The 25,047-nt window shown below is 39.3% G+C and carries 26 protein-coding genes and 1 other annotated feature; of the genes, 18 read left to right on the top strand and 8 right to left on the bottom strand.

Features of this window, described 5'->3' with window-relative positions:
* Positions 1-34 precede the first annotated feature (34 nt).
* From IE339_RS20160 to IE339_RS20150, 3 genes are all read left to right on the top strand, one after another.
* Positions 35-319, top strand: coding sequence for a HesB/IscA family protein (locus IE339_RS20160; protein WP_242170606.1), 285 nt, complete (start codon positions 35-37; stop codon positions 317-319).
* Between the two features lie 92 nt (positions 320-411).
* A complete protein-coding gene (locus IE339_RS20155; protein WP_347342715.1) occupies positions 412-1,671 on the top strand; it encodes a DUF445 domain-containing protein in 1,260 nt (419 codons plus the stop codon).
* Positions 1,672-1,779: 108 nt separating this feature from the next.
* Complete coding sequence (locus tag IE339_RS20150) at positions 1,780-2,421, top strand: Bax inhibitor-1/YccA family protein (RefSeq protein ID WP_242170602.1); 642 nt, start codon at positions 1,780-1,782, stop codon at positions 2,419-2,421.
* Positions 2,422-2,454: 33 nt separating this feature from the next.
* On the opposite strand, the gene IE339_RS20145 is transcribed toward IE339_RS20150, so the two are convergent.
* The 4 genes from IE339_RS20145 to IE339_RS20130 all read right to left on the bottom strand — a co-directional run bounded on the left by IE339_RS20145 (position 2,455) and on the right by IE339_RS20130 (position 5,207).
* Positions 2,455-2,796, bottom strand: coding sequence for a DMT family transporter (locus tag IE339_RS20145; protein WP_242170601.1), 342 nt, complete (start codon positions 2,794-2,796; stop codon positions 2,455-2,457).
* Between the two features lie 13 nt (positions 2,797-2,809).
* Entirely contained in the window at positions 2,810-3,127 is a 318-nt protein-coding gene (locus tag IE339_RS20140) for a DMT family transporter (protein WP_242170599.1), read from the bottom strand.
* The gene (locus tag IE339_RS20135) at positions 3,124-3,657 is read right to left on the bottom strand and encodes a TetR/AcrR family transcriptional regulator (RefSeq protein ID WP_242170597.1); all 534 of its coding nucleotides are present in this window, start codon (positions 3,655-3,657) and stop codon (positions 3,124-3,126) included. Before IE339_RS20135 ends, IE339_RS20140 begins: the two co-directional genes overlap by 4 nt.
* A 164-nt stretch (positions 3,658-3,821) precedes the next feature.
* Positions 3,822-5,207 (bottom strand): amino acid permease, encoded by a 1,386-nt coding sequence (locus tag IE339_RS20130; protein ID WP_242170595.1) that lies wholly within the window; start codon positions 5,205-5,207, stop codon positions 3,822-3,824.
* Positions 5,208-5,538: 331 nt separating this feature from the next.
* Positions 5,539-5,772, top strand: a binding site (T-box leader).
* A 93-nt stretch (positions 5,773-5,865) separates the two neighbouring features.
* On the opposite strand from IE339_RS20130, the gene IE339_RS20125 reads away from it, so the two are divergent.
* Both IE339_RS20125 and IE339_RS20120 read left to right on the top strand, forming a co-directional pair.
* Positions 5,866-7,239: an amino acid permease gene (locus IE339_RS20125; RefSeq protein WP_242170593.1), complete on the top strand. Its 1,374-nt coding sequence runs from the start codon at positions 5,866-5,868 to the stop codon at positions 7,237-7,239.
* A gap of 429 nt (positions 7,240-7,668) precedes the next feature.
* The gene (locus tag IE339_RS20120; RefSeq protein WP_242170590.1) at positions 7,669-9,660 is read left to right on the top strand and encodes a lipoteichoic acid synthase; all 1,992 of its coding nucleotides are present in this window, start codon (positions 7,669-7,671) and stop codon (positions 9,658-9,660) included.
* A 36-nt stretch (positions 9,661-9,696) separates the two neighbouring features.
* Here the strand turns inward: IE339_RS20120 and IE339_RS20115 are convergent, their stop codons facing one another.
* Positions 9,697-10,590 carry a cation diffusion facilitator family transporter gene (locus IE339_RS20115; RefSeq protein WP_242170588.1) on the bottom strand — a complete coding sequence of 298 codons (894 nt, stop codon included), beginning with the start codon at positions 10,588-10,590 and terminating at the stop codon, positions 9,697-9,699.
* 193 nt (positions 10,591-10,783) lie between these two features.
* Entirely contained in the window at positions 10,784-12,316 is a 1,533-nt protein-coding gene (locus IE339_RS20110; RefSeq protein ID WP_242170586.1) for an MFS transporter, read from the bottom strand.
* 188 nt (positions 12,317-12,504) lie between these two features.
* Here IE339_RS20110 and IE339_RS20105 point away from each other — a divergent pair, with 188 nt between their 5' ends.
* The gene (locus IE339_RS20105; protein WP_242170584.1) at positions 12,505-13,272 is read left to right on the top strand and encodes an SDR family NAD(P)-dependent oxidoreductase; all 768 of its coding nucleotides are present in this window, start codon (positions 12,505-12,507) and stop codon (positions 13,270-13,272) included.
* 36 nt (positions 13,273-13,308) lie between these two features.
* Here the strand turns inward: IE339_RS20105 and IE339_RS20100 are convergent, their stop codons facing one another.
* Positions 13,309-14,289, bottom strand: a complete 981-nt coding sequence (locus IE339_RS20100; protein WP_242170583.1) for a zinc-binding dehydrogenase — start codon at positions 14,287-14,289, stop codon at positions 13,309-13,311.
* Positions 14,290-14,422: 133 nt separating this feature from the next.
* Here IE339_RS20100 and IE339_RS20095 point away from each other — a divergent pair, with 133 nt between their 5' ends.
* Both IE339_RS20095 and IE339_RS20090 read left to right on the top strand, forming a co-directional pair.
* Positions 14,423-14,797, top strand: a complete 375-nt coding sequence (locus IE339_RS20095; RefSeq protein WP_277933922.1) for a winged helix-turn-helix transcriptional regulator — start codon at positions 14,423-14,425, stop codon at positions 14,795-14,797.
* Positions 14,798-14,921: 124 nt separating this feature from the next.
* Positions 14,922-15,878: an LLM class oxidoreductase gene (locus tag IE339_RS20090; protein ID WP_242170579.1), complete on the top strand. Its 957-nt coding sequence runs from the start codon at positions 14,922-14,924 to the stop codon at positions 15,876-15,878.
* A gap of 80 nt (positions 15,879-15,958) precedes the next feature.
* Here IE339_RS20090 and IE339_RS20085 read toward each other — a convergent pair whose 3' ends face one another.
* Positions 15,959-16,408, bottom strand: a complete 450-nt coding sequence (locus IE339_RS20085; RefSeq protein WP_242170577.1) for a MarR family winged helix-turn-helix transcriptional regulator — start codon at positions 16,406-16,408, stop codon at positions 15,959-15,961.
* Positions 16,409-16,756: 348 nt separating this feature from the next.
* Between IE339_RS20085 and IE339_RS20080 the strand changes: the two genes are divergently transcribed.
* The 10 genes from IE339_RS20080 (at position 16,757) to IE339_RS20035 (ending at position 25,033) form a co-directional block, all read left to right on the top strand.
* Entirely contained in the window at positions 16,757-17,212 is a 456-nt protein-coding gene (locus tag IE339_RS20080; protein WP_242176256.1) for a MarR family winged helix-turn-helix transcriptional regulator, read from the top strand.
* Between the two features lie 141 nt (positions 17,213-17,353).
* Positions 17,354-17,992 carry a biotin/lipoyl-containing protein gene (locus IE339_RS20075; RefSeq protein WP_242170574.1) on the top strand — a complete coding sequence of 213 codons (639 nt, stop codon included), beginning with the start codon at positions 17,354-17,356 and terminating at the stop codon, positions 17,990-17,992.
* 42 nt (positions 17,993-18,034) lie between these two features.
* Positions 18,035-19,642, top strand: coding sequence for a DHA2 family efflux MFS transporter permease subunit (locus tag IE339_RS20070; RefSeq protein WP_242170571.1), 1,608 nt, complete (start codon positions 18,035-18,037; stop codon positions 19,640-19,642).
* A gap of 130 nt (positions 19,643-19,772) precedes the next feature.
* Positions 19,773-20,309: an NAD(P)H-dependent oxidoreductase gene (locus tag IE339_RS20065; protein WP_242170568.1), complete on the top strand. Its 537-nt coding sequence runs from the start codon at positions 19,773-19,775 to the stop codon at positions 20,307-20,309.
* A gap of 18 nt (positions 20,310-20,327) precedes the next feature.
* Positions 20,328-20,843, top strand: a complete 516-nt coding sequence (locus IE339_RS20060) for a hypothetical protein (protein ID WP_242176299.1) — start codon at positions 20,328-20,330, stop codon at positions 20,841-20,843.
* A 184-nt stretch (positions 20,844-21,027) separates the two neighbouring features.
* A complete protein-coding gene (locus IE339_RS20055) occupies positions 21,028-21,480 on the top strand; it encodes a MarR family winged helix-turn-helix transcriptional regulator (RefSeq protein ID WP_157052662.1) in 453 nt (150 codons plus the stop codon).
* A gap of 9 nt (positions 21,481-21,489) precedes the next feature.
* Positions 21,490-22,284 carry a glutamate racemase gene (gene racE / locus IE339_RS20050; protein ID WP_242170566.1) on the top strand — a complete coding sequence of 265 codons (795 nt, stop codon included), beginning with the start codon at positions 21,490-21,492 and terminating at the stop codon, positions 22,282-22,284.
* A 166-nt stretch (positions 22,285-22,450) separates the two neighbouring features.
* Positions 22,451-23,524: a GerMN domain-containing protein gene (locus IE339_RS20045; protein ID WP_242170564.1), complete on the top strand. Its 1,074-nt coding sequence runs from the start codon at positions 22,451-22,453 to the stop codon at positions 23,522-23,524.
* Positions 23,525-23,638: 114 nt separating this feature from the next.
* On the top strand, positions 23,639-24,376 hold the full coding sequence (gene rph, locus IE339_RS20040; protein ID WP_242170562.1) for a ribonuclease PH: 738 nt from the start codon (positions 23,639-23,641) through the stop codon (positions 24,374-24,376).
* 63 nt (positions 24,377-24,439) lie between these two features.
* Complete coding sequence (locus tag IE339_RS20035) at positions 24,440-25,033, top strand: XTP/dITP diphosphatase (protein ID WP_242170559.1); 594 nt, start codon at positions 24,440-24,442, stop codon at positions 25,031-25,033.
* Positions 25,034-25,047 lie beyond the last annotated feature (14 nt).

Below are 25,047 nucleotides of genomic sequence, written 5' to 3'. Positions count from 1 at the left end.
GATTGTATATACTTAACGGTAAGGGAGATGACAGATGATGAAAGTTACAGAACGAGCAGCCAACTATGTTCAGGCGCTTCACCAAGAGCTAGGAGAAGAAGGTTTTTTGCGTATTCGTATTAAGAGCGAATGCTGCAACCAATATCAGTATTCGTTTAGTCTCGCTCTTTCTCCTCAAGATGGGGATTTAACAGAAGAGATAAGTGGTATTACAGTTTTAGTGAACCAAGCTGATTGGCGTTATATGAAAGATATTGAAGTAGATGTAGTGGACGGGGAATTTATCGTTCATAACCCGCACCCGCTACTATCCCTTTAAAAGAATGTAAGAGACAACGAAAGTTGAGAGGTTGTCTCTTTTTAGGTAAAATTTAAATAGGTCCGTATTAACATAATAAAAGGATGAACAAAATGAAATCAGAGAAAAAATATGAATCAAAGCATCTTGCTAGTATCTCGTTAGGTATTATGGGAGCAGGATTTGTGGCGACGATGCCTCTACAAGGGGCGTGGTGGGGACAGCTTCTTCAAGGTGGATTTGAAGCAGGTCTTGTCGGTGGTTTAGCCGATTGGTTTGCGGTAACAGCCTTGTTTCGTCATCCGTTAGGTCTGCCCATTCCACATACCGCACTTCTACCTAAAAACCGTAAGAAAATGACCAATGCGATTGTGAGCGTTGTGAAAGATGAATGGCTATCAAAAGAAAGCATTCAAGATAAAATTCAGAAGGTGAGTTTTACTGATCGATTTATTTCCGTGGCAGAAAAGCAGATTACGTCTGAATCGTTGCGGAAAGGAATTGTTTCTGTAAGCGAACAGTTTGTGCAAAAGATTGAGGTGGAAAAGCTTGTTCCTCTTGTCGAGAAAGAGCTGAGAAAAGCGCTCCACTCGTTTGATATGAAGCGTGTGATTGAAGGTCTTATTGAACAGGTCATTCGCAAAGAGTATGATCAAAAAGCACTCGACTATATACTTGACCGTGTGGAAGAGTGGGGAAGAAAAGAAGAAACAAGTCTGCGCCTAGGAAGAATTGCGTTAGAGGCGCTTGATAATATTAAGCTTGATGGTATTTTACAGTTTGCGTTAAAATCATTTCAAAGTTTCTTAAACGAGGAAAAGCTTGGCGGCATTCTACAAAGCTTATTACTTAGCATTCTTGGTAGTATGAAGGAAGAAGATAATCCGAATCGTCACGCTATTTTAAGCCGGGTTCGCGAAGAGCTGGAAAAAGCTAAAACAAACGATTCTATGATCTCAGAAGTAAACTCTTTGAAGGATCAATTTGTTACGGATATGAATATGACCCAAGCGCTTACTGACATGCTGAATCAGGGCAAAGAAAAAGCATTGCGTTTTATTCATGACCCTGCCTATACAGACACGTATGTTCTTCCGTTCCTTGCGAATATGCTACAAAAGCTTAAGCAGGACGAAGAACGTCTGAATAAAATGGAGCAATGGGTTCATCAGCAGATTACGAACCTCATTGAAGAGAATCATGAAAAAATTGGTTCCCTCGTACAAGAAAATTTGGATAAGCTTGATAATGAAACGCTCATTAACATGGTTGAGAACAAGATTGGGAAGGACATTCAGTGGATTCGCGTAAATGGAGCAGTGTGTGGATTTATGATTGGACTTGCACTCACAGCTATTGAATGGATTTTTTAAGAAGAAATGATCTTTCTGTAAAACTAAGGGATAAATGTATATAATAGAGATTAGAAGGTTTTTTATAACCTTTTATGTATGAATGTACTTGATAAAAGGAGGATGTTTATGGAAGCTTTACACGTACAAAGTCGTTCACTGTTTCAAAAAGTGTTGGTAACGTTTATCATCTCACTTTTAATTGCAACAGTTGGTCTATATGTAGGACAATACGTTCCAACGGCGTTTATGTTACCGTTAGCCGTTGTGGAAATTGGAATGTTAATCGCTGCCTTTTGGTTACGTAAAAAGAAAATGGTTGGTTATGCGTTTGTTTACGTATTTACGTTTATTTCAGGAATTACGCTTTATCCGACGATTAGCTATTATTTGTCACAAACAGGTGCTAACATTGTTTTAACGGCGTTTGGTATTTCAGCAGGAACATTTATCGTTTTTGGTTTTATCGGAGCAAAAACGAAAAAGGATCTATCATTCCTTGGTTCGTTCTTATTAGTAGCGGTGCTGGCATTAATTGTTGGAAGTATTATTGCGATGTTCAGCCCAATGACAAGCACGGGTGTTCTAATCTTTTCAATGATTGGTGCGGTAGTGTTTAGTTTATATATTTTATATGACTTCAATCAAATGAAACAACATGGAATTTCTGAAGAAGCGGTTCCACTTTTAGCACTTAATTTATATTTAGACTTTATTAACCTATTCTTATACGTACTTCGTATTTTAGGTGTGTTAAATAGCGACGATTAAAAAACATAGGCGATGCCTATGTTTTTTTTCGTTCTAAATTGATTTTTGTTTTTCGGTTGACTGTGATGTATTCAGAATGACAATGCCGACGATCACAAGCATAAGAGCCAGCACTTTCATTAGACTCATATGTTCATTAAACAGAATGACACCTAAAATAGCCGTAAGCGCCGTTCCCACACCTGACCAAGTGGCATAGGCGGACGAAAGAGGAATACTTTTTAAGGCAAGGCTTAGAGAAATAAATGAGATTAGATATCCGATCGCAACTCCTATAGACGGAAGAAGAATGGTAAAGCCGTTTGAATACTTTAACATTGTTGAACCAAATGTTTCGGCAACAATGGCAAGTGCAAGATAAAAAGCACCTTTCATATTGTGAGCTCCTTTATTTTGTGAAATTTAATAAGGTAATACCAACTAATAAAATGAAAATTCCAAGTGCACCTTTTTGATTAATCGTTTCTTGGAAAAATAAAATCCCCGTCAACACGGTCAAAATCGTACCTACTCCAGACCATGTGGCATAAACCATCCCGAGTGGCAGTCCTTTTAACGCAATTGAAAGAGAATAAAAAGCAATGGCATAGCCCGCTGCAATCCCTACGATTGGGAGAACGCGAGAAAAACCGTTTGATGCTTTTAACATAGAAGACCCGAACACTTCTGCTACAATCGCAAGGGCTAGCGTAAAATAGCTAATCATACGTTCGACTCCTTTTCTAGCAAAGTAAACAAGTATTTCATCATGCGGTCTTGGCGTTCCTTTTCTACTGGCTGAAGGCCAAACATTTTGCTAAACCATAAGCCATCGCAAACGAAGCGAATAATAAGCGATAAATCCACGTTTTCGCCACCGTTTCGGATTTGCTTATCCCACTTTTCATATTGCTCCTGCCAAGGATGCAGCAAGTCATGATTGTTTCCAATGGCAGCTAGCAGACTCGTATCCAAATTTAATGATTGGGGATGATCTAGGTCGTTAAGGGTTGCTTGAGCATACGCTTGAATGAACGACTTTGTTTGCTCTTGTTCCTTTTCTACCTCCTGATTAAATTCATCAATAGCAAAGCGACTCATTCCTTCAATGAGCGCATCCTTGCTTGGAAAATGATAAAGAAGACCACCTTTACTTACGCCCGCTTCTTTTGCTACTGCATCAAGCGTTAGGTTCGATAGTCCTTGAGATGCGATGACCGCTGAAGCTGCTTTTAAGATCTCATTTCGTTTTGACACTAGCTATTCACTCCTAAACTAAACCGTCTGGTTGGTATAGTGAAAATAATAACGACATTGAAAAAAGTTGTCAATGAGGAGTGAAAACACATGAATATGTTGTTTGAAGTGGTTTTACAAGCGGAAACATGCTAATAGGACAGCTCATGAGCTGCCCTAAACAATTAGTCTGTTATTTTCTCGCCTACCGTTGGTGGAGGAACGTGCTGGGTGCTGACAGGAGTTCTGCGTACAAAAAAGTATGAAAAAATAACAAGCCCTGTTACGAGGAGCGTTAAGAAGATTTGAGAACGTAACGATTCAATGAAAGCCATTGAGATTAAAATGATGGTAATCGCGGCAATCGTAAAATAGTTTAAGTAAGGGAAGAGCCACATTTTCATGGCTGGCAAGTTTTTCTTTGGTGTGTTTTTACGCAGTCGTAGATGAGAAATGGCGATGCTTAAATAAACAATTAAACCAATCGCACCGGAAGAGTTAATTAAGAATAAAAACAATTTGTCAGGTGACACAAAGCTAAAAATAGCACATATGTAAGAAGCGATCGTGCTAATCCAAACGGCTCTAATAGGAACACCACGACTATTCACTTTTGCAAAAGCACGAGGAGCTTGTCCTTTTTTAGCTAATGAATGAATCATTCTTGAATTGGTGTAAAGGGCTGAGTTTAGACAGGATAGGACAGCAACTAAGATCACAACATTCATAATTTCTGCTGCGCCAGGAATGTTCGCCATTTTTAGCATCGTTACGTAAGGGCTTTTTAGCAAGCTTCCTTGATTCCATGGGAGAAGGGTGACGAGCACGGTAATAGATCCAATATAGAATAGTAAAATTCGCCAAATCACGCTGTTAATCGCAATGGAGAGGGACTTCTGAGGAGATTTGGCTTCGCCGGCTGCAATGGCTGCAATTTCGGTTCCGAAGTATGAGAACACCACGGTTATCACACCGATAAAGACGGACGTACCACCGTTTGGAATAAAGCCACCATGGCCAAATAAATTCGACGTTCCTGGTGAAGGAACGTTAGGAAAAATCCCGCAAATAATGGCAATCCCAATTCCCATAAAGGCAATGATCGCTAAAATTTTAATCATCGAAAACCAGTACTCAAATTCACCAAATGACTTGACGGAAACTAAATTTGAAAGAGTTAATAAAAACGTTAAAATAAGACTCAGTAACCAAATGGGAAGCTGGGGGACCCATTCATGGACGATTGCTGCACCAGCCGTAGCTTCAATTGCAACGACAATAACCCAAAAAAACCAGTAAAGCCATCCAACCGTATACCCTGCCCAAGGGCCAATTGCTTCTTTCGCATAGGTGGAGAACGAACCGCTGTCCGGATTGGTGACCGCCATTTCTCCAAGCATTCTCATAAGAAGCACAACGAGAAAACCAGCAATTGCATAAGAAAGAATAGCACCTGGTCCCGTTGCGTTAATGACGCTACCACTTCCAACAAATAGACCAGCGCCAATAATTCCGCCAATCGAAATCATTGAAATATGCCGTGTCTGCAACTTGTTTTCATTTTTTTTCATGTACTCATTCTCCTCTCTGTAAAAAATCGTCATTGATGTTAAATATACAATATATTCAGAAATCTTTATATCCAACTTAAGTTGTGAAACTATTTCTCAACATCATTTTTCTGTTTTAGGCAGGAATGAAAAGAAGGTATGTATTAGTAAGGAAAGGGAGATGATTGCTAGATATAATCAATAAAATAGAATGAACACGCTTTCGTTTTTATGCAATCGCTTTCTTTATTAACTACCAATTTTAACTATTCTAAAAAAATGGTTGACAAGTCTGAAAAAAATATATATATTTTGAAAATACTTATTAATAAAATAGTTTTACAACATATAAACAAACACGACGATCAAGAGTAGTAAAAGTTTTTTCTTTGTTACCAGAGAGCTGCGGGGTGGTGGAACGCAGCCAAAGAAATCTTTGAACTCGCTTGTAAGTGGAAAAGCAGAACGGAATGTTATCCTTTTAAGTTTTGACGGTTTGCCTTCGTTAACAGGCCATACAAGCTGGATCTAATAATCATTAGATCAAAAAGAGTGGTACCGCGGTTGAAGGCCAATCGTCTCTTTCATTAAAGAGACGATTGGCCTTTTTTTATTGATCTCGAATTGATCTACGTAACATATGACACCCTATAAAAGTGATGAGTGAAAGGAGAAGCTTATGGAAAAAGGTAATCAACAGCTAAAACGAACATTGCAAGCAAGGCACATCATGATGCTAGCTCTTGGAGGTGCAATTGGAGCAGGGCTGTTTAAAGGAAGTAGCGCAGCGATTGACATTGCAGGTCCCGCCGTTATCGTAGCGTATTTAATTGGTGGAATTATTCTTTTATTTATTATGCAGGGACTCGCAGAGATGGCTGTGAAAAATCCCAATGCTCGAACATTTCGTGATTTGGTACAACCTATTTTAGGGAATTTTTCAGCACACTTCTTGGATTGGATTTACTGGAAAATGTGGGTGCTAAATATTGCAGCGGAAGGAATTGTTGCTGCAATGTTCATTCAATACTGGTTCCCTTCCGTGCCGACTTGGCTATTAGTTTTATTAATTGCGATCCTTATCACTCTTTTAAATGTTTTTTCCGTAAAGCTGTTTGCTGAGGCGGAGTACTGGATGGCATCCGTTAAGATTGCAGTCATTGTCTTGTTCATTATTTTCGGTGTATTGCTGCTATTTGTTCCGTTTCAAGGTCATGAACCAACAGGATTTGCTAACTTAACTGCTCACGACGGATTTTTCCCACATGGCACAAAAGGATTAATTGCAGCAATGCTTGTGGTCGTATATTCGTATGGTGGAACCGAAATGATCGGAGTAACGCTTGCCGAAGCTCAGAATCCCGAAAAAGTGATTCCAAAAGCAATTCGAAATACGTTCGTACGTATCGTTGGGTTTTACGTTCTGCCGTTCCTTATTATCGTCAGCTTGATGCCTTGGGATAAAGTAAACGAGTCGTCACAGAGTCCTTTTGTCATCGTATTTGATAGCATTGGTATTCCGTACGCAAGTGATATTATGAATGCCATCATTTTGTTAGCGATTTTCTCGTCTATGAATTCAGGATTGTATGCATCATCTCGTGTATTATTTACACAGTCTGAAGATGGAAAAGTGCCTAAAATATTTTCAAAGCTTTCTAAGAAACGAGTGCCGTTTGTAGCGGTGATTACGTGTACGGCCGCTTTATATTTAGGCGTGTTAATTTCCTTTGTAGCGGGAGACCAAACCTTTAACTACTTAATGGGATCATTAAGCTATACAGTGCTATTTATTTGGTTCTTCATTACATTGGCTCATCTTCGTTCACGAAGCAAGGGTGATGTTGATGTTCAAAAATACCATGTGAAATGGTTTCCGTATACAACATGGTTTGCTCTAATTTGTATCATTGCTATTTTCTTCGGAATTTTGTTTACAACGTCAATCATTCAAACGGTTATTACAATGTGTATCTATCTCGTTATTACATTGTCCTATTTTTATCAGGATTCTCCAAAGAAAAGAAGAATGAATTTAGCATCCAACAAATAATTGCTAAGCACAATTTTTTACACGAATAAGCCTTCCACATATTTGGAGGCTTATTTGTTTGTAAAAAAGGGAATAGATAGAAAAAAGTAAAATTTTGTAGGAATTTTATCAAGGAAGAACCTTCGCTTTTTTGACGAAAATCTGCTACTATTTAATGAGAGTTGTCCGTAGAAATATAGATTCATAAGATTTTTATTTGTTTTTTACACGTTTCTGTGTACAATGTTTATTTGGGACGTTATGAACCTTCTGTTACCGTCTTGCCTCTAATGTGCTAACATTTTGAAACTTTTTAGCCGTTCTATTCGTCTTAATAGAAGTAGAGTGTGTTAAGTGAAGAACAGATTGTCGCCGCTTAGAAGGATTGATGAGGTAATTTCAATCCTACAAGCCACGTTGAAAATTTAATAATTAGTAAGAGGTGTGAAAATGAAAAACCTGCTATCGAGAGACCAACATGTATTAAATAAGCATCTTGGTTTCTTCTTTTTAGCTGTCGTACTATTTTGGCTAAAAACTTACGCTGCTTATCGTGCGGAGTTTAACTTAGGTATCGATAACGACATGCAAAAGTTTTTACTTTTTATGAACCCTATTAGTTCAGCAATTCTCTTCTTTGGGTTTGCGTTATTTGCGAAAGGAAGACGTTCTTACATCTGGATGATTATTTTAAATCTCCTTATGTCGATCCTACTTTATGCAAATGTTGTTTATTATCGTTTCTTTAACGATTTTATTACGATTCCAACGCTTACACAGACAAAGAACTTTGGGGATTTAGGTGGTAGTATTCTAGAGCTTTTATCTGGATATGACCCTCTTTATTTCTTAGATACTTTCATTCTACTTGCACTTGTTGTGTTCAAGGTTGCGAAACCACAGCCTGTTCGCTTGAGTGGTAGAAAAATTACGGGCGTGTTCTTGCTAGGGATTTTGTTTTTCAGCACAAACCTTGCGTTAGCTGAATCAGATCGTCCACAATTATTAACAAGAACGTTTGACCGTAACTACATTGTGAAGTACTTAGGTGCTTACAACTACACCATTTATGATGCAATTCAGAGCACGAAGTCATCAGCACAGCGTGCACTCGCAGACAGTAATGACGTAACAGAGGTAAGTAACTTTACAAAAGCTACGTACGCAGAGCCAAACAAAGCATATTTCGGAAAAGCGAAAGGAATGAACGTAATTTATGTTCACCTTGAATCTTTCCAAAACTTCTTAATTAATTACAAGTTAAACGGACAAGAAGTTACACCGTTTTTAAACTCATTAACAAAAGACCAAAATACGTTATACTTTGATAACTTCTATCACCAAACAGGTCAAGGTAAAACGTCTGACGCAGAATTTATGTTAGAAAACTCCATGTTTGGATTGCCACAGGGATCTGTTTTCTCAACGAAGGGACAGAATACTCTCCAAGCTGCACCAGCTATTCTAGGTCAGCGCGGGTATACATCAGCAGTCTTCCACGGTAACTATAAAACATTCTGGAATCGTGATGAAATCTACAAATCTATCGGTTTTGATCACTTCTTTGATGCTAGTTACTACGACATGAATTCAAAAGACGTTGTGAACTACGGACTAAAAGATAAACCATTCTTTAAAGAGTCTATTCCGATGCTAGAGTCATTAAAGCAACCGTTCTATACGAAGTTTATTACGCTTTCTAACCATTTCCCTTATCCAATCGAAGATAGCGAAGCTACCATTGGACCAGCAACAACAGGGGATGGATCAGTTGACCGCTACTTCCAAACAGCGCGTTACTTAGATGAATCAGTAAAAGATTTCTTTGATTATCTGAAGAAATCTGGTCTATACGACAACTCTGTCATTGTTTTATATGGTGATCACTATGGTATTTCAGAGAACCACAACAAAGCAATGTCTCAAATTTTAGGTAAAGAAATTACGCCACTAGATAATGCTAACTTGCAAAAAGTACCTCTTTATATTCGTGTACCGGGTATGAAGGGTGGTATTCAACACCAGTACGGTGGTGAAATTGACGTTCTTCCAACACTCCTACACTTACTAGGAATTGATACAGAAGATTACATTCAGTTTGGTACAGACTTAATGTCGAAAGAACATTCACCGGTCGTTCCGTTCCGTAACGGAGACTACGTAAGTCCAACGACTGCTTCTATTAACGATAAGTATTACAATATGCAAACAGGTGAGCGTATTGAAGCGAACGATGAGACAAAACGTTATTCAGAAATCGCTCAAAAACGACTTAATCTTTCAGACAAAGTAGTATACGGAGATTTATTACGTTTCTACGAACCAAAAGGATTTAAGCCTGTAGATCGCTCGAAATATAACTACAATCACGATGAGGATACAACAACCTCAGATAAAGAAAGTGAAAAAGAGAAAACAACGAGTGAAACAGACCAGAAATAAACGAAAAGCGACAGGAATTAGCTCCTGTCGCTTTTTTTATTCGGGAAAATAGGGGTTTAAGTGAATAAGTACTTCCTGAATGTGATCATTTTTGGCCATCAGTACCTTTTTAATTTCTCGTCCTAAGTCGTGCCCTTGTTTGATCGTTTTGAAGTGGTCAATTGAGATGCGAACATCTACTAATATGTAGTGTCCGTGCTCACGTGCGCGAATAAGATCAATTCGTTTTACTTCAGGAAATGATTCAATCGTTGCAGTAAATTCCTCTAAAAGATCTGGTGCCACGTTTCGTTCCATTAAAATCTGAAAGGCCTCGTTCATCATTTGCCAAGAAATACGGAAAATCAAAAAGGCAACGAAAATGCTGGCTACTTTATCTCCATATAGAAGAAAATGAATTTTCTCTTGTTTACCAACGATGGACACAATAACACCCATTGCTGCGGCAATAGAAGCAATAATATCTGCTTTGTGATCAAACGCAATGGCTTCAATAGCTTTACTTTGTTGGGCTTTCGCCGTTTTTAGTGAATACTGGTATAGAAGAATTTTGGCTACATACGAGAACAATGCTACCCACATGGCCATAAGTGTTGGTGATTCAATAGGATGGAAAAACCCTGATACACCTTCAAAGACAATGTACATGGCGACGAGAAAAAGAATAATTCCGACGATCCCTGATACGATAACTTCTGCTTTTCCGTGGCCATAAGGATGGTCATCATCCGCTGGTTTATTAGCTAATCGAATAACAATAAGTACGATAATGGATGCGAAGACATCTGCTGCTGAATGAATACCGTCAGCAAATACGGCATCACTGTTACTCGAGTAGCCAATAATCATTTTTCCTACTGTTAAAACAATGTTACTCCATACGCTAATCCAGGCTACTTTTTTCGCGATGGACTCTCTGCTTTTAGTCATTTCTTCACCTCATACGATATCTAAAAAATCAGCTTTTCTATCGTACCATTACAGAATCATGTGGGTCTAGAGCAATAATATTAGCAAAAGCTATATTAGTAGAATGAATTCAATAGTATTAGAAGAGAGAAATAAAGTTGAACTTATACAACTTTAAAAAGGATGAATCACTTTCCGCGATTCATCCTTTTAGTTAGATGTTAACGAACGTTGTCTTTGGTTGCTTTGGGGGAGGGGCGTTACCTATATCATTGTTTCCCCACGTACGTTCATATTCCCATCCAGTCAATTCTTCCACTACTTTTTTTGTATGATCATCGACATCTTGCATAGAGCCACCGCTCTCAAGACGTTGAATTTCTGTAAGTAGTACTTCATGTCTATGTTTGTTAAGTTTAAAACGAAGTGAAACGATAAAGCCGAATGCTACGAATAAGAGAGTTCCTATTCCGAATACGACCATAATACCTGTAATTGCTTGAGCAGGTTGAGCGGTATTACCGGATGCAAACCCAAAGCTGTCAAGAATGATACCGACTAAGAAAAGAGCAATGGACTGCACAAGCTTTCGAATAAAGGTCATCGTACCCGCAAAAATTCCTTCACGACGTTCCCTTGTCAGCATTTGATCAACATCAGGGATAAAACTATAAATATTCCACGGAACAAAATAAGTTCCGCTTCTGCCAATCCCCATGAAGATCGCGATCACATAAAGCATAGCCACAACGTGTGCGGAAGCGAAGTAATACACGCTTATGTAGGCAAGTATGGATACGAAGACAGTGCCTAAAGCAATTTGATAAGCCGAGCCGTTTCCGAGCTTCACACAAGCCCAAGCAAAAACGGGAATAAAGATCATTTGGATAATGCCCATCGTGCTTAAGAGTTTGGAAGCAAGAACCGTATTTTCTCCTAAAGCAAAGGCAACGTAATAAGCAAATGTAGCCCCGAAGATGTCCTGTGCTGCATAAGCGCCTGCATACATTAATGTATGTAATCTGAAAGTTCTAATTTTGAAGGTTGAAAGTAGTCCTTTAAAAAGCTTTTTCATATCTTCCTTAAAGTGAAGAGGCTCCTTCACCTTTTCTGTTACTGGTTCTTCAAATGTGAAACGGTACAAGCCAATCATAATAATCGCAAAAATGATCGAGAAGACTGCACCCATTAAGAAAAAAGAAAACGGAGACTTTTCGCCGTAAATCCCAATTAATACACCAGGAAGCCATGCTGCTAAGAAGGTAGAGCCCTGTGAGAAAATAAGGCGTACGGTCGTGAGACGTGAGCGTACGTTAAAATCTCGCGTCATTTCTGCTGAGAGTGTTTCATATGGAACGGTAATTAACGAAAAGACTAGTCCAAAAAGAATGTATGTTAAAAGGTAATACCAGTAGCCTAAATCACTGATCCAGAGCAATGAATAGGTTAACGAAAACGGAATTCCAAGCAAGAAGAAAAATCCTCTTCGCCCAAATCGTTTGCCGAATTTGCTTCGATGAAAGTTATCGGTGATATACCCCATTAAAGGATCAAAAAAGGCGTCAATAAAACGAGAAATCGCTAGGATAGATGCTGCTTGTGTAGCAGTTAAGCCGCCGAATTTTGTGTAGAAAAACATGAGCCAGAGACCGATAATGGCAATGGAGCCACCGCCAAAAATGTCACCGGACCCGTAAGCAAGAGTGGTCTTCCAACCTACCTTTTGTTTTTGAGTATGTACAGCCATCTCTTTTCCCCCTTTTTAGACTATTAGCCCGTGCTATTTCCGAACCAGAAGCACAGTTCGTCCAATCTTATGTTGTAAGATACAAGCTACCCTAAAATTTTTTTCTTAAAACCAGTCGAAATGGGGAAAGTAAAAATCATAATCATGAACTGACGAAATTCGGTAGAAACAGAGGAGGAGAGCAGGAGATGAAGTTATTTGATTTCCGAGATCAAGTCGTAGTGGTTACAGGAGCAAGCAGGGGCATAGGGTTTACGCTCGCACGATCTTTTTCCACTCTAGGAGCAAAGGTTGTAGTGCTTGGGAGAAATGCTTCGACTATTCAACAAGCGGCCAATGATATTCAAAGTGAAACGGCTAATGAGACGCTCGGTCTTGTTTGTGATGTAACAGATGAACAGCAAATCGAGAGGATGACAGAAGAGGTTATAAAGAGATTTGGAAAAATCGATGTCCTCGTGAATAATGCGGGAGCAACCGTTCGAAAAACGTTAGATCATTTGGAACAGGAAGAATGGGAGAAGATTATGAAAACGAACGTTACGTCTGTTTTTCTAACGACCAAAGTTGTAGCCCGTAAAATGAAGGAAGCGCGTTACGGGCGAATTATCAACATTGCGTCCATGTCCAGTGAAATTACGCTTTCTTTTTCAACTGCATATGGACCTAGTAAAGCAGCGGTCGTTCACTTTACTAAGCAAACAGCGAGTGAGCTAGCTCCTTATAACATTACTGTTAATGCTGTGAGCCCTGGGTTTGTGAAAACGTCTCTAAATGCCAAAGCGCTCGAGGATGATGAGTTTAGACGTCCTATTGAAAATCGTAATTCGATGCGTCGTATCGGAACAATTGACGAAATTATTACGCCCGTTGTTTTTTTCGCAGCAAAGGGATCTAGTTACGTCACCGGTCAAAACTTACTCGTTGATGGGGGAACTACCTCTTTCGGCTTTTAAAAAAGAAGGCCGTTTAGCGCGGCCTTCTTTCACAGCTTATTTTATTTTTGCGACAATTTTCCCGCGGACGTGACGCTCTGACAAGCGTACTAGCGCTGCTGGGACTTCTTCAAGCGTGATAACTTCTTCAAGTAACGATTTAATTTTCTTTTGCTCTAATAGAGACAGCATATCGTCGCCCATTTTTGCTAGATCTTCTTGTGGCGATTGATCATCGGACTGATGTGCTGCATTTAAGGCAACTTCGTGATAAGAAACGACTTTCGTGAAGCCTTTAATTTTAGTGAAATCAGGTGCTCCAGCGATGTAGACCATGTGTCCCATATAAGCAAGCATATCTAATGAATCTGTCGCGTTTTGACGACTTACTGCGTCAACTACTGCATCGACACCGCGGCCATTCGTAAGCTCCATTACTTTCGCTGTTACATCTTCTTCTCGGTAGTCAAAAACGTGATCAGCACCGAGAGATTTGACGTATTCATGGTTATGAGAGGAAGCCGTTGAGAACACCTCTAGGCCTGCAAGCTTAGCTAGTTGGACACCAAATCCACCTACACCACCAGCTCCTCCGTGAATCATAATCGTTTTCACGTTGTTAAGAGGAAGCTTGCGGAACAAAGCTTGATACGCTGTATATCCTGCACATGGAAGAGATACTGCTTCCTCATAAGAAATACTTTCAGGAATTCGTGATACGCTGTGAGCTGTAGTAATCGCAAATTCAGCATATCCACCTCTTTTGGTGAAATCGCCGTGGTAAACAACGCGATCTCCGATGTTCCATTGTGTCACACTCTCACCAATGGCTGCGACTGTTCCTGCAACGTCTACTGCCAAAATGTGTGGGTATGTCCAAGCAGGGTTTCCACCTGTTGCCGTCTTGTAATCAACAGGGTTCAGTCCAACGGCATGAACCTCGACTAAAATTTCTCCGCTTTTTGGCTTAGGCGTCTCGATTTCCTCTAGCTTCATGTTCGCCCACTGTCCTTTATCATGTAAAAGTAATGCTTTCATTTTTATGTCATCTCCCTTTAAATTTGAGCTGTATTTTCGATATGGTTTATAATAGATACCATTGTTCTAAAAAACAAGTAGGCACTATTTCGTAAGGTAGTATCCATTTAGAAACTACAAAGAGGTGAAAGTCGTGAAAGAGCTTGAAAAAGAATATCAATGTGCTATTGATTTAGTGATAGATGTTATAGGCGGAAAGTGGAAAGTTCTTATTTTATGGAACTTAAATGAAGGGGTGAAACGTTTTAATGAATTAAGACGTTCATTACCAGGAATTACGCAAAAAATGCTCACTCAGCAGCTACGTGAGCTTGAGCATCACGGGTTAATTGAACGAACGGTGTATCAGCAAGTACCTCCAAAAGTGGAGTATTCCACTACTTCTCAAGGGAAAAAGCTGCAGGCTACGTTATTTGCGATGTGTGAGTGGGGAGACGAGTACGCAGAAGAAAAAGGCATTGTGATGAATCGATGCTGGACGACTTATGATTTTATGAAGGCAAAATAATGGCACTTAAAAGTACCTATCGAACTTAAAAGTGCGTACTTCTCACGTTAACTTATATGCTTCATAATGACCTTCAACAGCAGCTTCACCACAGAGTGAGGCGAGAGAAGAAGGAGGAAGACATATGAACACATTTTCTAATCACCATGCTTACAATCGTATGTACAAAGAGGGAGAGCTCACGCTAGGGCTTCATATTCCGTTAGAGAATTATCAATTTGCTACTCCAACGATGGAAAAGCAAGTAGAGCTGTCTCAATTGGCAGAGAAATATGGGTTTACAGGGTTATGGTTCCGCGATGTGTTACTAGAAGATCCAATGTTTGGTGATCCGGCGGTAGGTCAAATCTATGATATGATGATTTACCTTACCTATTTAGCAAGCCAAACAAAAGAGATCGCGCTTGGAACTTCAGCGGTAGTGCTACCACTACGTCATCCTTTACGAATTGCAAAAGAGATCGCAACGATTGATCAATTGTTTCCAGAGCGTCTCATTATGGGGGTTTCATCAGGTGATCGCCGCGCTGATTTTAGAGGACTAGGCGTGTCGCACGCTGATCGTGGGGCAAGATTTGTTGAGTCGTTTCAATACTTACAGCAAGCGCTCTATGAAGAATATCCTCAAATTGCTGCCAGTGTTGGACAAATACAAGGGGCTAATTTAGTACCAAAACCGACAACGCAAATTCCAACGATGATCACAGGCTATAGTCAGCAATCAATGGACTGGTTTGCAGAGCATGGAGATGGTTGGATGTACTATCCTCGTGCGCCGCATTTACAAGCAGAGTCCATTAGACAGTGGCGAGAGCTAGTCGAGCAGTACCATCCTGGTCAGTTTAAACCATTCACACAGCCAATGCACTTAGATCTGTCAGAAGATCCGAATGAATCCATTACCCCTATCCGTCTAGGCTTCCGTGCAGGACGAAACGTGTTAATTGAGCTTTTAAGCATTTATAAAGAAATTGGCGTCAATCATTTGTTTTTCGCGCTATTCGACAGTCAGCGACCAGCAGAGGAAGTTATTCATGAATTAGGTGAAGAAGTACTTCCGCATTTTCCTGCTCATCGCTAATGTAAAAAAAGACGTTCCGTGTGGGGAACGTCTTTTTTTTACGCAATCGTTTTCAAAAAAATGGATTAGAAAATTCTATGTTAGTCAATCTCTGTATTTGAGATTACGTCATCTAGCTTCTCAAATAATTGATAGAATGTATTCAGTTCTTCTACAGAGAATTGTGTAAAGTAGTGATTCATCAGTTTGCGGTGTGATTCAGTCATTTCTTCAAGAAGCGCTTTTCCTTGTTCACTGAGACTCACCATAACGACACGACGATCTCGTTTGGAGTGAACGCGTTCCACTAAGTCGCGATCAATTAAGCGATCCATTAGCACGGTAATTGCGCTCGGTTTCACATTCATTAGGTCTGCAAGCTGTGTAACTCTTGTTAATCCTTCTTTTGCAATCATATGCATAACGTGAAACTGTGGGCCTGTAATTTTATATGGTTGTAAATTTTTATCAACGATTGGTCGGAGTTTTTTGTTAATAGCAATAAGTGACATTTGGACACTTTGTGCAAGTTCTATTTTTTCTTCTACCATGCTGATCCCCTTTTTCAATTGTTTGTTAACTTAAATGTTAAACAATTTAAATTAAATTGTCAAACTTTTTCCTTTTTATTACATATTTGTTAGAAGAAAAGGAAGGAGGGGAAGAAAACGTTACGAGCGCTCACTTTCTTCTTAAATTGCGATGAAGAAAAAATTTTATGAAACAAAGGCAAAAAGGTTGCATATACGTAATAATAAATTGTTTAATGTTTTAGTGATTAAAAATTTAAGTTTTAGTAGTTGACATTTTTATTTTTGTAAATTAATATTTATATTACTTAAATATTAATATTTAAAGATGAATTTCTTCGAAAGGAGTGAAAGAGATTCGTGGGCAAAATGGAATGTGATATTGATATGTTAGAACGTATAAATGAAGGGCTTCGATTAATTCATAAGAAACAAGAATTAATTTTAGATAAAGTATTGACCCCTTACGAAATCACGTCGCTACAATTTCGCATTATTTTTAAGGTTCACAAGTACGGGGCAATTCGTGTTAGCCAATTAGCTCATAAGGTCGACGTGCTGCCAAGTTCGTTAACAAGAATGGTAGATCATCTTGTTAAAAATGAACTTTTGCAGCGAGGGTATGATAAAGAAGACCGACGAGCAGTTGTGATTGAGTTAACAGAAAAAGGAAATGAAGTTTTTACTCAAGTAATGGATGTCTATATCCAAACCGCTTCACAATATAACCTAGAGGATATGGAGTCTGGGGTTGTTACATTCATGGATTTCATGAAGAAGTTAGATGGAACAATGGAGGAATTACATCCAGAAAAAACTACTTGAATTAGTGAGGTAATTTCACTAAAGTATTGTAGTGCCTTTTTTTTTGGTCTAAATTTATTTTGTTTAACTAAATAAATTATATGTTAGCTTTTATTTTTATCATTATTAATTATTAGCATGGTGAACGAAAGGAGATTGACAATGAGCAGAGGACGCTTAATTCTTACAAATATTATTGGTATGATCGTAGTTCTTGCATTAATCGCAGGAGGTTCTTATTACTACTATCAAAGTGCCAACTACGTAAAAACAGATGAAGCAAAGGTAGCAGCAAGTATGGGTCAAATCGTAGCTCCGACGTCTGGTAAATTATCTGGATGGACAGTTGAAGAAGGGGACGACGTAACAAAAGATGCTCAAGTAGGTAAAGTATCTGATGGTAAGCAAACAGTTGGAGTATCTTCTAGCATGGAAGGTAAAGTAATCAAAAAAGAGGCTTCTGACAACCAAATGGTTCAAGCCGGTCAAGTTCTTGCACAAACTGCAGACATGAATAATCTGTATATTACAGCTAACATTAAAGAAGACAAATTAAAAGATATCGAAAAAGGTGACTCTGTAGACGTAACAGTTGATGGAGACTCAGGTACAACATTTGAAGGTGAAGTAGAAGAAATCGGTTATGCAACAACATCTACTTTCTCCGTAATGCCGCAACAAAACACAAGCGGTAACTACACAAAAGTAACACAAAAAGTACCAGTTAAAATTTCAATTAAAGCACCTTCTGATAAAGTATTACCAGGAATGAACGCTGAAGTAAAAATTTCAACAAAATAATGGTTCGTAACACAGGTAACAAAAAGAAAGGAGGTTGTTTGAATGACTTCTCAAGCTGCTGAAACACAGGATAACGGAATTCGCCGTCATATACCACTCTTGGTTATTTTGATGCTAGGATTGTTCCTAGCCATCCTAAATCAGACGCTTCTAAATGTGGCAATGCCGCATTTAATGAATGAGTTTGGGGTATCTGCTACAACTATTCAGTGGTTATCTACTGGATACATGCTAGTAAACGGTGTGTTAATTCCACTTTCAGCCTTTTTAATTGAGCGGTTTGGTACACGTATTCTGTTTTTAATCGCAATGTTCTGTTTCACAATTGGAACACTTGTATGTGGAATCGCGCCTAACTTTTCAATTATGCTGATTGGACGTATTATCCAAGCAATTGGTGGAGGAGTACTACAACCACTAGTTATGACAATCATCTTTTCGATCTTCCCTCCAGAAATGCGAGGAAGAGGGATGGGGATCTTTGGTTTAGCAATGATGTTCGCTCCGGCGGTTGGTCCAACATTATCTGGTTGGGTTATCCAAAACTATGACTGGCGCCTTATGTTCTACGCGCTTGTTCCATTCGGAGTAATTATTTTCGCTATTGCAGCGTTTAAACTGAAAAATGTGTTCCCGCCAAAACAAGTTCGACTTGATGTAATTGGTTCGTTATTATCAATTGTTGGTGTAGCATCTTTATTATATGGTGTGAGCCAAGCAGGTAGCGATGGTTGGGGAGACCCAGTTGTTCTACTAACAATTATTATTGGACTTATTGGGATCGTTGCATTTATTCTGCAGCAACTACGCTCTGAACGACCACTATTAGACTTTAGAGTGTTTAATCACGGTATCTTTTCATTAGCGAATGTCATCAATGCTGTTATTACAGTTGCGATGTTTACAGGAATGTTCTTGCTTCCGATTTTCTTACAAAACCTTCGAGGGTTTACGCCACTTCAATCTGGTTTATTACTATTACCAGGTGCATTAATTATGCTGGCCATGTCACCAATTTCAGGGGTTTTATTTGATAAAGTAGGGCCAAGACCGTTGGCGATCGTTGGAATGATCATTACGACGATTACAACATTTGAATTCACACGTTTAACAATCGATACATCTTATTCTTGGATTTTAGGTGTTTACATTGCTCGTTCATTTGGTATGTCATTACTTATGATGCCAGTTATGACAGCAGGTATGAACCAATTACCGAAGCACTTAACAAGTCATGGTACAGCGATGACGAATACGCTTCGCCAAGTAATGGGATCACTAGGGATCAGCTTAGTTACAACGGTTTATACAAATCGTACGGTTTTCCATTCAGTGAACATGTCGAACGAAATGAACACGGCAAATCCGCAGTTCATGCACTCGTTCCAATCATATGTTCAATCTGTTGCACAGTCCATGCATATTCCGGTGGAACAAGCAAAAACCTATGCGATGCAACTATTAGGTGGTAAAATGCAAATTGATGCGAACGTTATGGGAATCAATGATGCCTTTTACTGGTCTTCTATTTTATGTGTCGTTGGTACGTTCTTAAGCTTATTCTTACGTGACGTTCGAAAAGACAAAGCGAAACAAAAACGTGAAGAGCTTCCAATGTTACCATCACCAAAAGAAGCAAAGTCATCTTAATAAAAGATAAGAGGTGATGAAACCTGGAACGTGCGCGTATCCAGGTTTCATTGTTTCACTTTTGTTTCTAGGTCGGTAGTATACATTACTTTCTTTTTAGGTGGAAACGTTATTACTAGGAGGTAGAAATATGAGAATTTATGTTGTGTACGATAGTGAAGGTGGACATACAAAAGCACTTGCAGAAGCGATTGCTGAAGGAGCTGGACGTGTAGAAGGTGCAGAAGTATTTATTGATCATGTGCATGATGCAGATGTTCGTGATTTAGCGAATATGGATGCAATCATCTGGGGAGGTCCAGGACATTTCGGTACAATCAGTGCAGATTTAAAAACATGGATCGATAAGCTTGGTTACCTGTGGGCAAATGGAAAGCTTATTAACAAAATTGGGGCTGTATTCTGTACAACAGCAACCGTTCATGGTGGAGTTGAGGCAGCAATGCTTAACCTTATTACACCAATGCTTCATCAAGGAATGATCATCGCTGGATTACCAGGAAATATCCCTGAAAATGCTCTTTACGGTTCATACTACGGTGTAGGCGTAACATGTGATGTTGACAGCAAAGACCCTATCTCTGAAGATGGGTTACAGCTTGGTCGTGCATTAGGTGCACGTGTAGCGGGTATTGCGAAAGAAACAACAGGATTACGAAAAGCATAATAGGGAGATGAACACATAATGGCTATTATCGTAAGTGTGGTAGTTGCTATAATTGTTATTGCGATTCTAATCTCGATGAACATTCGATCTATAGCTGCTAACAAGCAAGCTTCTTCTGAAGAAAAGCATGTGGAGGAGGCATCAGCTGCTTCTACAGAAACGCCTGTAGAGGTAGAGCCAGAACCTAAGGTAGAAGAGCCGAAGGTAGAGGAACCAAAAATCGAGGAGCCCAAGGTCGAACAACCGAAGGCAGAGCCATCACCTCGCGTGGAAAAATCAGCTCCTACTCCATTAAAAACAGAAGAAGCACCAGTTGAAAGAACAGAAATTAAAGCAAGTAAGCTGAAGAAGTCTGAGCCTAATTTTAAAATGGGTGACGATATGTATCGTCAAGCTCTACAAAAATGGCAGGACAAAGAATTAACAGAAACAGAAGTAGAAGAGGAGCAAAACGATACGTTAGAAGAAGAGATTACAACTGATGAAGCGTATCGCAAAGCACTTATGACACTTCATAAAAAGCAGAATAAATAAGTAAGAGAGGTGTGAAGAAATTCACGCCTCTTTTTTGTGGGCACATAGACAGAAGTGTAATCCAAACCTAAAGTTATCTCATCATAAAGTAAATGGATATATATGAGAATTTTGCTCTTGAAATTTATACGTAAAAGAGCCAAAATATAAATAATGCTAGTGAATTTTAATGGGAGAGGGAGTCATGATATCATTGAATAACGTGTTGAACGAACAGTCGATAGCTCAGATGGAAAAATCACTTCGCTATATCTCTACAATTGTAAAGCAAAAGGGGAGAGAAATTTTAAATGACTATACGATTACTCCTCCTCAATTTGTAGCATTACAGTGGCTTTTAGAGTATGGTGATATGACAATAGGTGACCTTTCAAATAAAATGTTTTCTGCGTGTAGTACGACAACCGATCTCGTAGACCGAATGGAGCGGAACCATCTTGTCATGAGGGTAAAAGATGCAAGTGATCGACGAGTAGTTCGTATTCACCTTCTAGAAGAGGGAACACGAATTATTGAAGAAGTGGTTCAAAAGCGTCAGGATTATCTAAAAGGTATTTTAGATCAAATGACTCCCGATGCGGTTGCAGATCTTCAAAATGGCTTAGAAAAGCTTTATATAGAAATGAAAGAAGAATGAGGCGATTGTTTGAGTAGACCAATAGGTGTAATTGATTCAGGAGTAGGCGGATTAACGGTAGCAAAGGAAATTATGCGGCAGTTGCCAAAAGAAAGAATCATTTACATGGGCGATACGGCGCGCTGTCCTTATGGACCGCGCCCAAGTGAGGAAGTAAGACAATTTACATGGGAAATGACCCATTATTTACTGAAGCAAAACATAAAAATGCTGGTCATTGCCTGTAATACGGCAACAGCAGTTGTTTTAGAGGAAATTCAGGAGAAGCTTGATATTCCTGTTTTAGGGGTTATTCAGCCTGGTGCACGTGCCGCTCTTAAGGTAACGAATAATCATAAAATAGGCGTAATTGGTACGAATGGAACGATTAAGAGTCAGGCATATCCGCTTGCACTAACAGAACTCAATAGCAGGGTGGAAGTGGACAGCCTCGCTTGTCCGCTTTTCGTTCCGCTTGTTGAAAGCGGCAATTTTGCAAGTGATGAAGCACGGCGAATTGTCCAAGAAACGCTAGCACCATTAACACATACAGATATTGATACGTTAATTTTAGGATGTACACATTATCCTGTTTTGAAAAAAGTTATTCAAGAAGCGTTGGGGAGTAAGGTGACACTGATTAGCTCTGGCGAAGAGACGGCAAGTGAAATTAGTGCGATTCTGTCCTATAGTGATTTGTTGAATCAAAATGAGGAAGAGCCGGTACATTTATTTTTAACGACGGGGTCTACGGAACTTTTTCAGGCTATTTCTTCTAGCTGGTTTGACCATCCGATGACCAATGTAAAACATATCGAATTGTAGAGTTTCAAAAAGATTTACAACGAGTGATGTTGTAAGTCTTTTTTTTATGTCCTTTTTTAATCTTTTCAAAAAGATAACGAGAAGATAAAAAAAACAAATGTCAGGGGTCTAAATCTCAAAACAACTCGTATACATATTAGTACAAACTGTCTTAGGAGGGAAAAGAATGTCCAAAAAGGCAAAAACAGCAGTAGTCTCAACCGTGGTAGTTTCGACGGTTTTATTATCAGGTTGCGGATTGTTTGGCGGAGATAAAGCCGTTGAACAAATTGATCCGCCGAAAAAAGTCTCATATGTAGAAAAAGAGCAATCCTTAAAAACGGATGCATCGAAAGAAACAAAGAAAGACGAAAAAGCATCAAAGGAAACGATTAAACAGGAATTATACTTGCTTGATAAAAACGGATATGTCGTACCTAAAACATTTGAACTGCCAAAAACACAGTCTGTAGCTGCACAGTCTCTCAAATACTTAGTGAAAGACGGACCTGTGACAGATAAGCTTCCAAACGGATTCCAAGCCGTACTTCCTGCTGATACAGAAGTATTAGGAGTGAAGCCGGAAGGGAAAGATACGCTCATTGCGGACTTCTCTCCAGAGTTTAAAAACTATAAAAAAGAAGATGAACGAAAAATTCTTGAAGCCATTACGTATACCCTGACACAGTTTGAAGGCATTAAAAATGTGAAGATTCGTATCAACGGCTATGATCAGAAGGTAATGCCAGTTAACCATACGCCGATTGGAGAAGGCGTTAGCCGAGCAGACGGTATTAATTTGGATAACTCGGATATTGCCGATCTTACAAATACGCATGCGATTACCGTGTACTATTTAGCGGGTGAAGGGAAAAAGCTCTACTACGTACCTGTCACAAAGCGCATTCCAAATGGGGATGAAAATAAATTCACGGCAGTTGTTGATGAGCTGATTAAAGGGCCTTCTATGACATCTGGTCTGTTGAGCGACTTTAATTCAGATGCGAAGCTGTTAAAAGTTCCAACGATGGAGAATGGAAAGCTCACGCTCGATTTTAACAAGTCCATTTTAGGCAACATGAAAGGAACAAAAATTTCACAGCACGTACTAGATGCACTTGTCCTGTCTCTAACTGAGCAGCCCGATGTCAAAAGTGTTCAAGTAACAGTGAATGGGAAGGCAAACATTTTAGATGAAAAGGGCAAAGAATTAACGAAGCCTGTGACAAGACCAGAAAAGGTCAATACAGGTAGTTTTTAAAGCGGGATTTTTGATATACTATATAAAGACGTAAAGCGAAGAGGTCAGCTTTTAAGCGACCTCTTTCTTATTTTTACATGAAATACATAGGTTTAGAAAAGGGAGGACGAGCGCATGCGCGTTGATAATAGAAAGCAGGATGAGTTAAGACCCATCACCATTGAGACAAACTATCTAAAGCACCCAGAAGGCTCTGTTTTAATTACGGTAGGAGATACGAAGGTTATTTGTGCGGCAAGCATTGATGATCGCGTTCCACCGTTTATGAGAGGGCAAGGGAAGGGCTGGATTACAGCAGAATACTCGATGCTTCCAAGAGCAACGGAACAGCGCAATATTCGTGAATCCTCAAAAGGAAAAGTAACAGGTCGCACGATGGAAATTCAGCGTTTAATTGGCCGTGCGCTTCGTGCGGTAGTGGATTTAGAAAAAGTAGGCGAAAAAACGATTTGGATCGACTGTGACGTCATCCAAGCAGATGGTGGTACGCGTACAGCTTCCATTACAGGTGCGTTTGTGGCACTTGTTTTAGCGTTTCAAAAACTTGTGGAGCAAAAGAAACTAGAAGCTCTGCCAATTACGGATTTCTTAGCCGCAACTTCTGTTGGGGTAAGCGCTGAATATGGTCAAATTCTCGATCTAAATTATGTAGAAGATTCATCTGCAGAAGTAGATATGAACGTGATTATGACTGGCAAAGGTCAATTAGTAGAAGTGCAAGGAACAGGAGAAGAAGCAACATTCTCAAGACAACAATTGAATGATATGCTCGACTTAGCTGAGAAAGGCATTCAAGATTTAGTCAGCATTCAAAAAGACGCATTAGGTGACATTGCCGACGCAATTAAGTAATAATAAAGGGGAGATGAGAATCTCTCCTTTTTATAAATTTTCACAGAGAAAAGAGGACACGAGATGAAAGAGCTACTCATTGCGACGAAAAACGCGGGAAAAGTAAAAGAATTTGAAGACTTATTCCGTGAGCTAGGATTTACGGTTACTTCGCTGCTTGATTATCCTTCAATCGAGGACGTCGAGGAAACAGGGATGACATTTGAACAGAACGCTACGATTAAAGCGGAAGCTATTTCTCATATGTTCGGAAAAATCGTAGTAGCAGACGATTCTGGGCTTTCTGTTGATGCAATAGGAGGAGAGCCAGGTGTTTATTCAGCTCGCTATGCGGGAATGGAAAAAAATGACGAAGCAAATATTCAAAAATTACTCACTAACCTAGAGGACGTACCAAAAGAAAAACGTACGGCTCGTTTCCACTGCGCGCTTGCAGTTGCCATTCCAGAAAAGGAAACAATTGTTGTAGAAGGTACGTGTGAAGGAATGATTACGACTGAGAAGCATGGTGAAAACGGCTTTGGGTATGATCCAATTTTCTTCGTACCACAGCTTGAAAAAACGATGGCTCAACTAGACAAAGAGACAAAAAATAAAATTAGCCATCGCGCCAATGCCCTAAAAGAATTAGTGCCTGTTATGAAGCAGCTGTTTTAACCAACATCAAAAGG

Origin of the sequence: Priestia koreensis (assembly GCF_022646885.1) — a bacterium.
In the GTDB taxonomy this organism is placed as follows: Bacteria; Bacillota; Bacilli; order Bacillales; family Bacillaceae_H; genus Bacillus_AG; species Bacillus_AG koreensis_A.
This window is presented reverse-complemented; position numbering and strand designations above follow the sequence as displayed.

What these genes read in the sequence shown, in the direction of transcription:
- IE339_RS20060 (WP_242176299.1), top strand. Translation starts at nt 20,328, where the DNA reads ATGGCTATTATCGTAAGTGTGGTAGTTGCTATAATTGTTATTGCGATT.
- IE339_RS20115 (WP_242170588.1), bottom strand. Translation starts at nt 10,590, where the DNA reads ATGACTAAAAGCAGAGAGTCCATCGCGAAAAAAGTAGCCTGGATTAGC.
- IE339_RS20160 (WP_242170606.1), top strand. Translation starts at nt 35, where the DNA reads ATGATGAAAGTTACAGAACGAGCAGCCAACTATGTTCAGGCGCTTCAC.
- IE339_RS20080 (WP_242176256.1), top strand. Translation starts at nt 16,757, where the DNA reads ATGGAATGTGATATTGATATGTTAGAACGTATAAATGAAGGGCTTCGA.
- IE339_RS20110 (WP_242170586.1), bottom strand. Translation starts at nt 12,316, where the DNA reads ATGGCTGTACATACTCAAAAACAAAAGGTAGGTTGGAAGACCACTCTT.
- IE339_RS20045 (WP_242170564.1), top strand. Translation starts at nt 22,451, where the DNA reads ATGTCCAAAAAGGCAAAAACAGCAGTAGTCTCAACCGTGGTAGTTTCG.
- IE339_RS20125 (WP_242170593.1), top strand. Translation starts at nt 5,866, where the DNA reads ATGGAAAAAGGTAATCAACAGCTAAAACGAACATTGCAAGCAAGGCAC.
- IE339_RS20140 (WP_242170599.1), bottom strand. Translation starts at nt 3,127, where the DNA reads ATGATTAGCTATTTTACGCTAGCCCTTGCGATTGTAGCAGAAGTGTTC.
- IE339_RS20145 (WP_242170601.1), bottom strand. Translation starts at nt 2,796, where the DNA reads ATGAAAGGTGCTTTTTATCTTGCACTTGCCATTGTTGCCGAAACATTT.
- IE339_RS20065 (WP_242170568.1), top strand. Translation starts at nt 19,773, where the DNA reads ATGAGAATTTATGTTGTGTACGATAGTGAAGGTGGACATACAAAAGCA.
- IE339_RS20100 (WP_242170583.1), bottom strand. Translation starts at nt 14,289, where the DNA reads ATGAAAGCATTACTTTTACATGATAAAGGACAGTGGGCGAACATGAAG.
- IE339_RS20070 (WP_242170571.1), top strand. Translation starts at nt 18,035, where the DNA reads ATGACTTCTCAAGCTGCTGAAACACAGGATAACGGAATTCGCCGTCAT.
- IE339_RS20090 (WP_242170579.1), top strand. Translation starts at nt 14,922, where the DNA reads ATGAACACATTTTCTAATCACCATGCTTACAATCGTATGTACAAAGAG.
- IE339_RS20085 (WP_242170577.1), bottom strand. Translation starts at nt 16,408, where the DNA reads ATGGTAGAAGAAAAAATAGAACTTGCACAAAGTGTCCAAATGTCACTT.
- IE339_RS20105 (WP_242170584.1), top strand. Translation starts at nt 12,505, where the DNA reads ATGAAGTTATTTGATTTCCGAGATCAAGTCGTAGTGGTTACAGGAGCA.
- IE339_RS20075 (WP_242170574.1), top strand. Translation starts at nt 17,354, where the DNA reads ATGAGCAGAGGACGCTTAATTCTTACAAATATTATTGGTATGATCGTA.
- IE339_RS20130 (WP_242170595.1), bottom strand. Translation starts at nt 5,207, where the DNA reads ATGAAAAAAAATGAAAACAAGTTGCAGACACGGCATATTTCAATGATT.
- IE339_RS20035 (WP_242170559.1), top strand. Translation starts at nt 24,440, where the DNA reads ATGAAAGAGCTACTCATTGCGACGAAAAACGCGGGAAAAGTAAAAGAA.
- rph (WP_242170562.1), top strand. Translation starts at nt 23,639, where the DNA reads ATGCGCGTTGATAATAGAAAGCAGGATGAGTTAAGACCCATCACCATT.
- IE339_RS20155 (WP_347342715.1), top strand. Translation starts at nt 412, where the DNA reads ATGAAATCAGAGAAAAAATATGAATCAAAGCATCTTGCTAGTATCTCG.
- IE339_RS20055 (WP_157052662.1), top strand. Translation starts at nt 21,028, where the DNA reads ATGATATCATTGAATAACGTGTTGAACGAACAGTCGATAGCTCAGATG.
- IE339_RS20120 (WP_242170590.1), top strand. Translation starts at nt 7,669, where the DNA reads ATGAAAAACCTGCTATCGAGAGACCAACATGTATTAAATAAGCATCTT.
- IE339_RS20150 (WP_242170602.1), top strand. Translation starts at nt 1,780, where the DNA reads ATGGAAGCTTTACACGTACAAAGTCGTTCACTGTTTCAAAAAGTGTTG.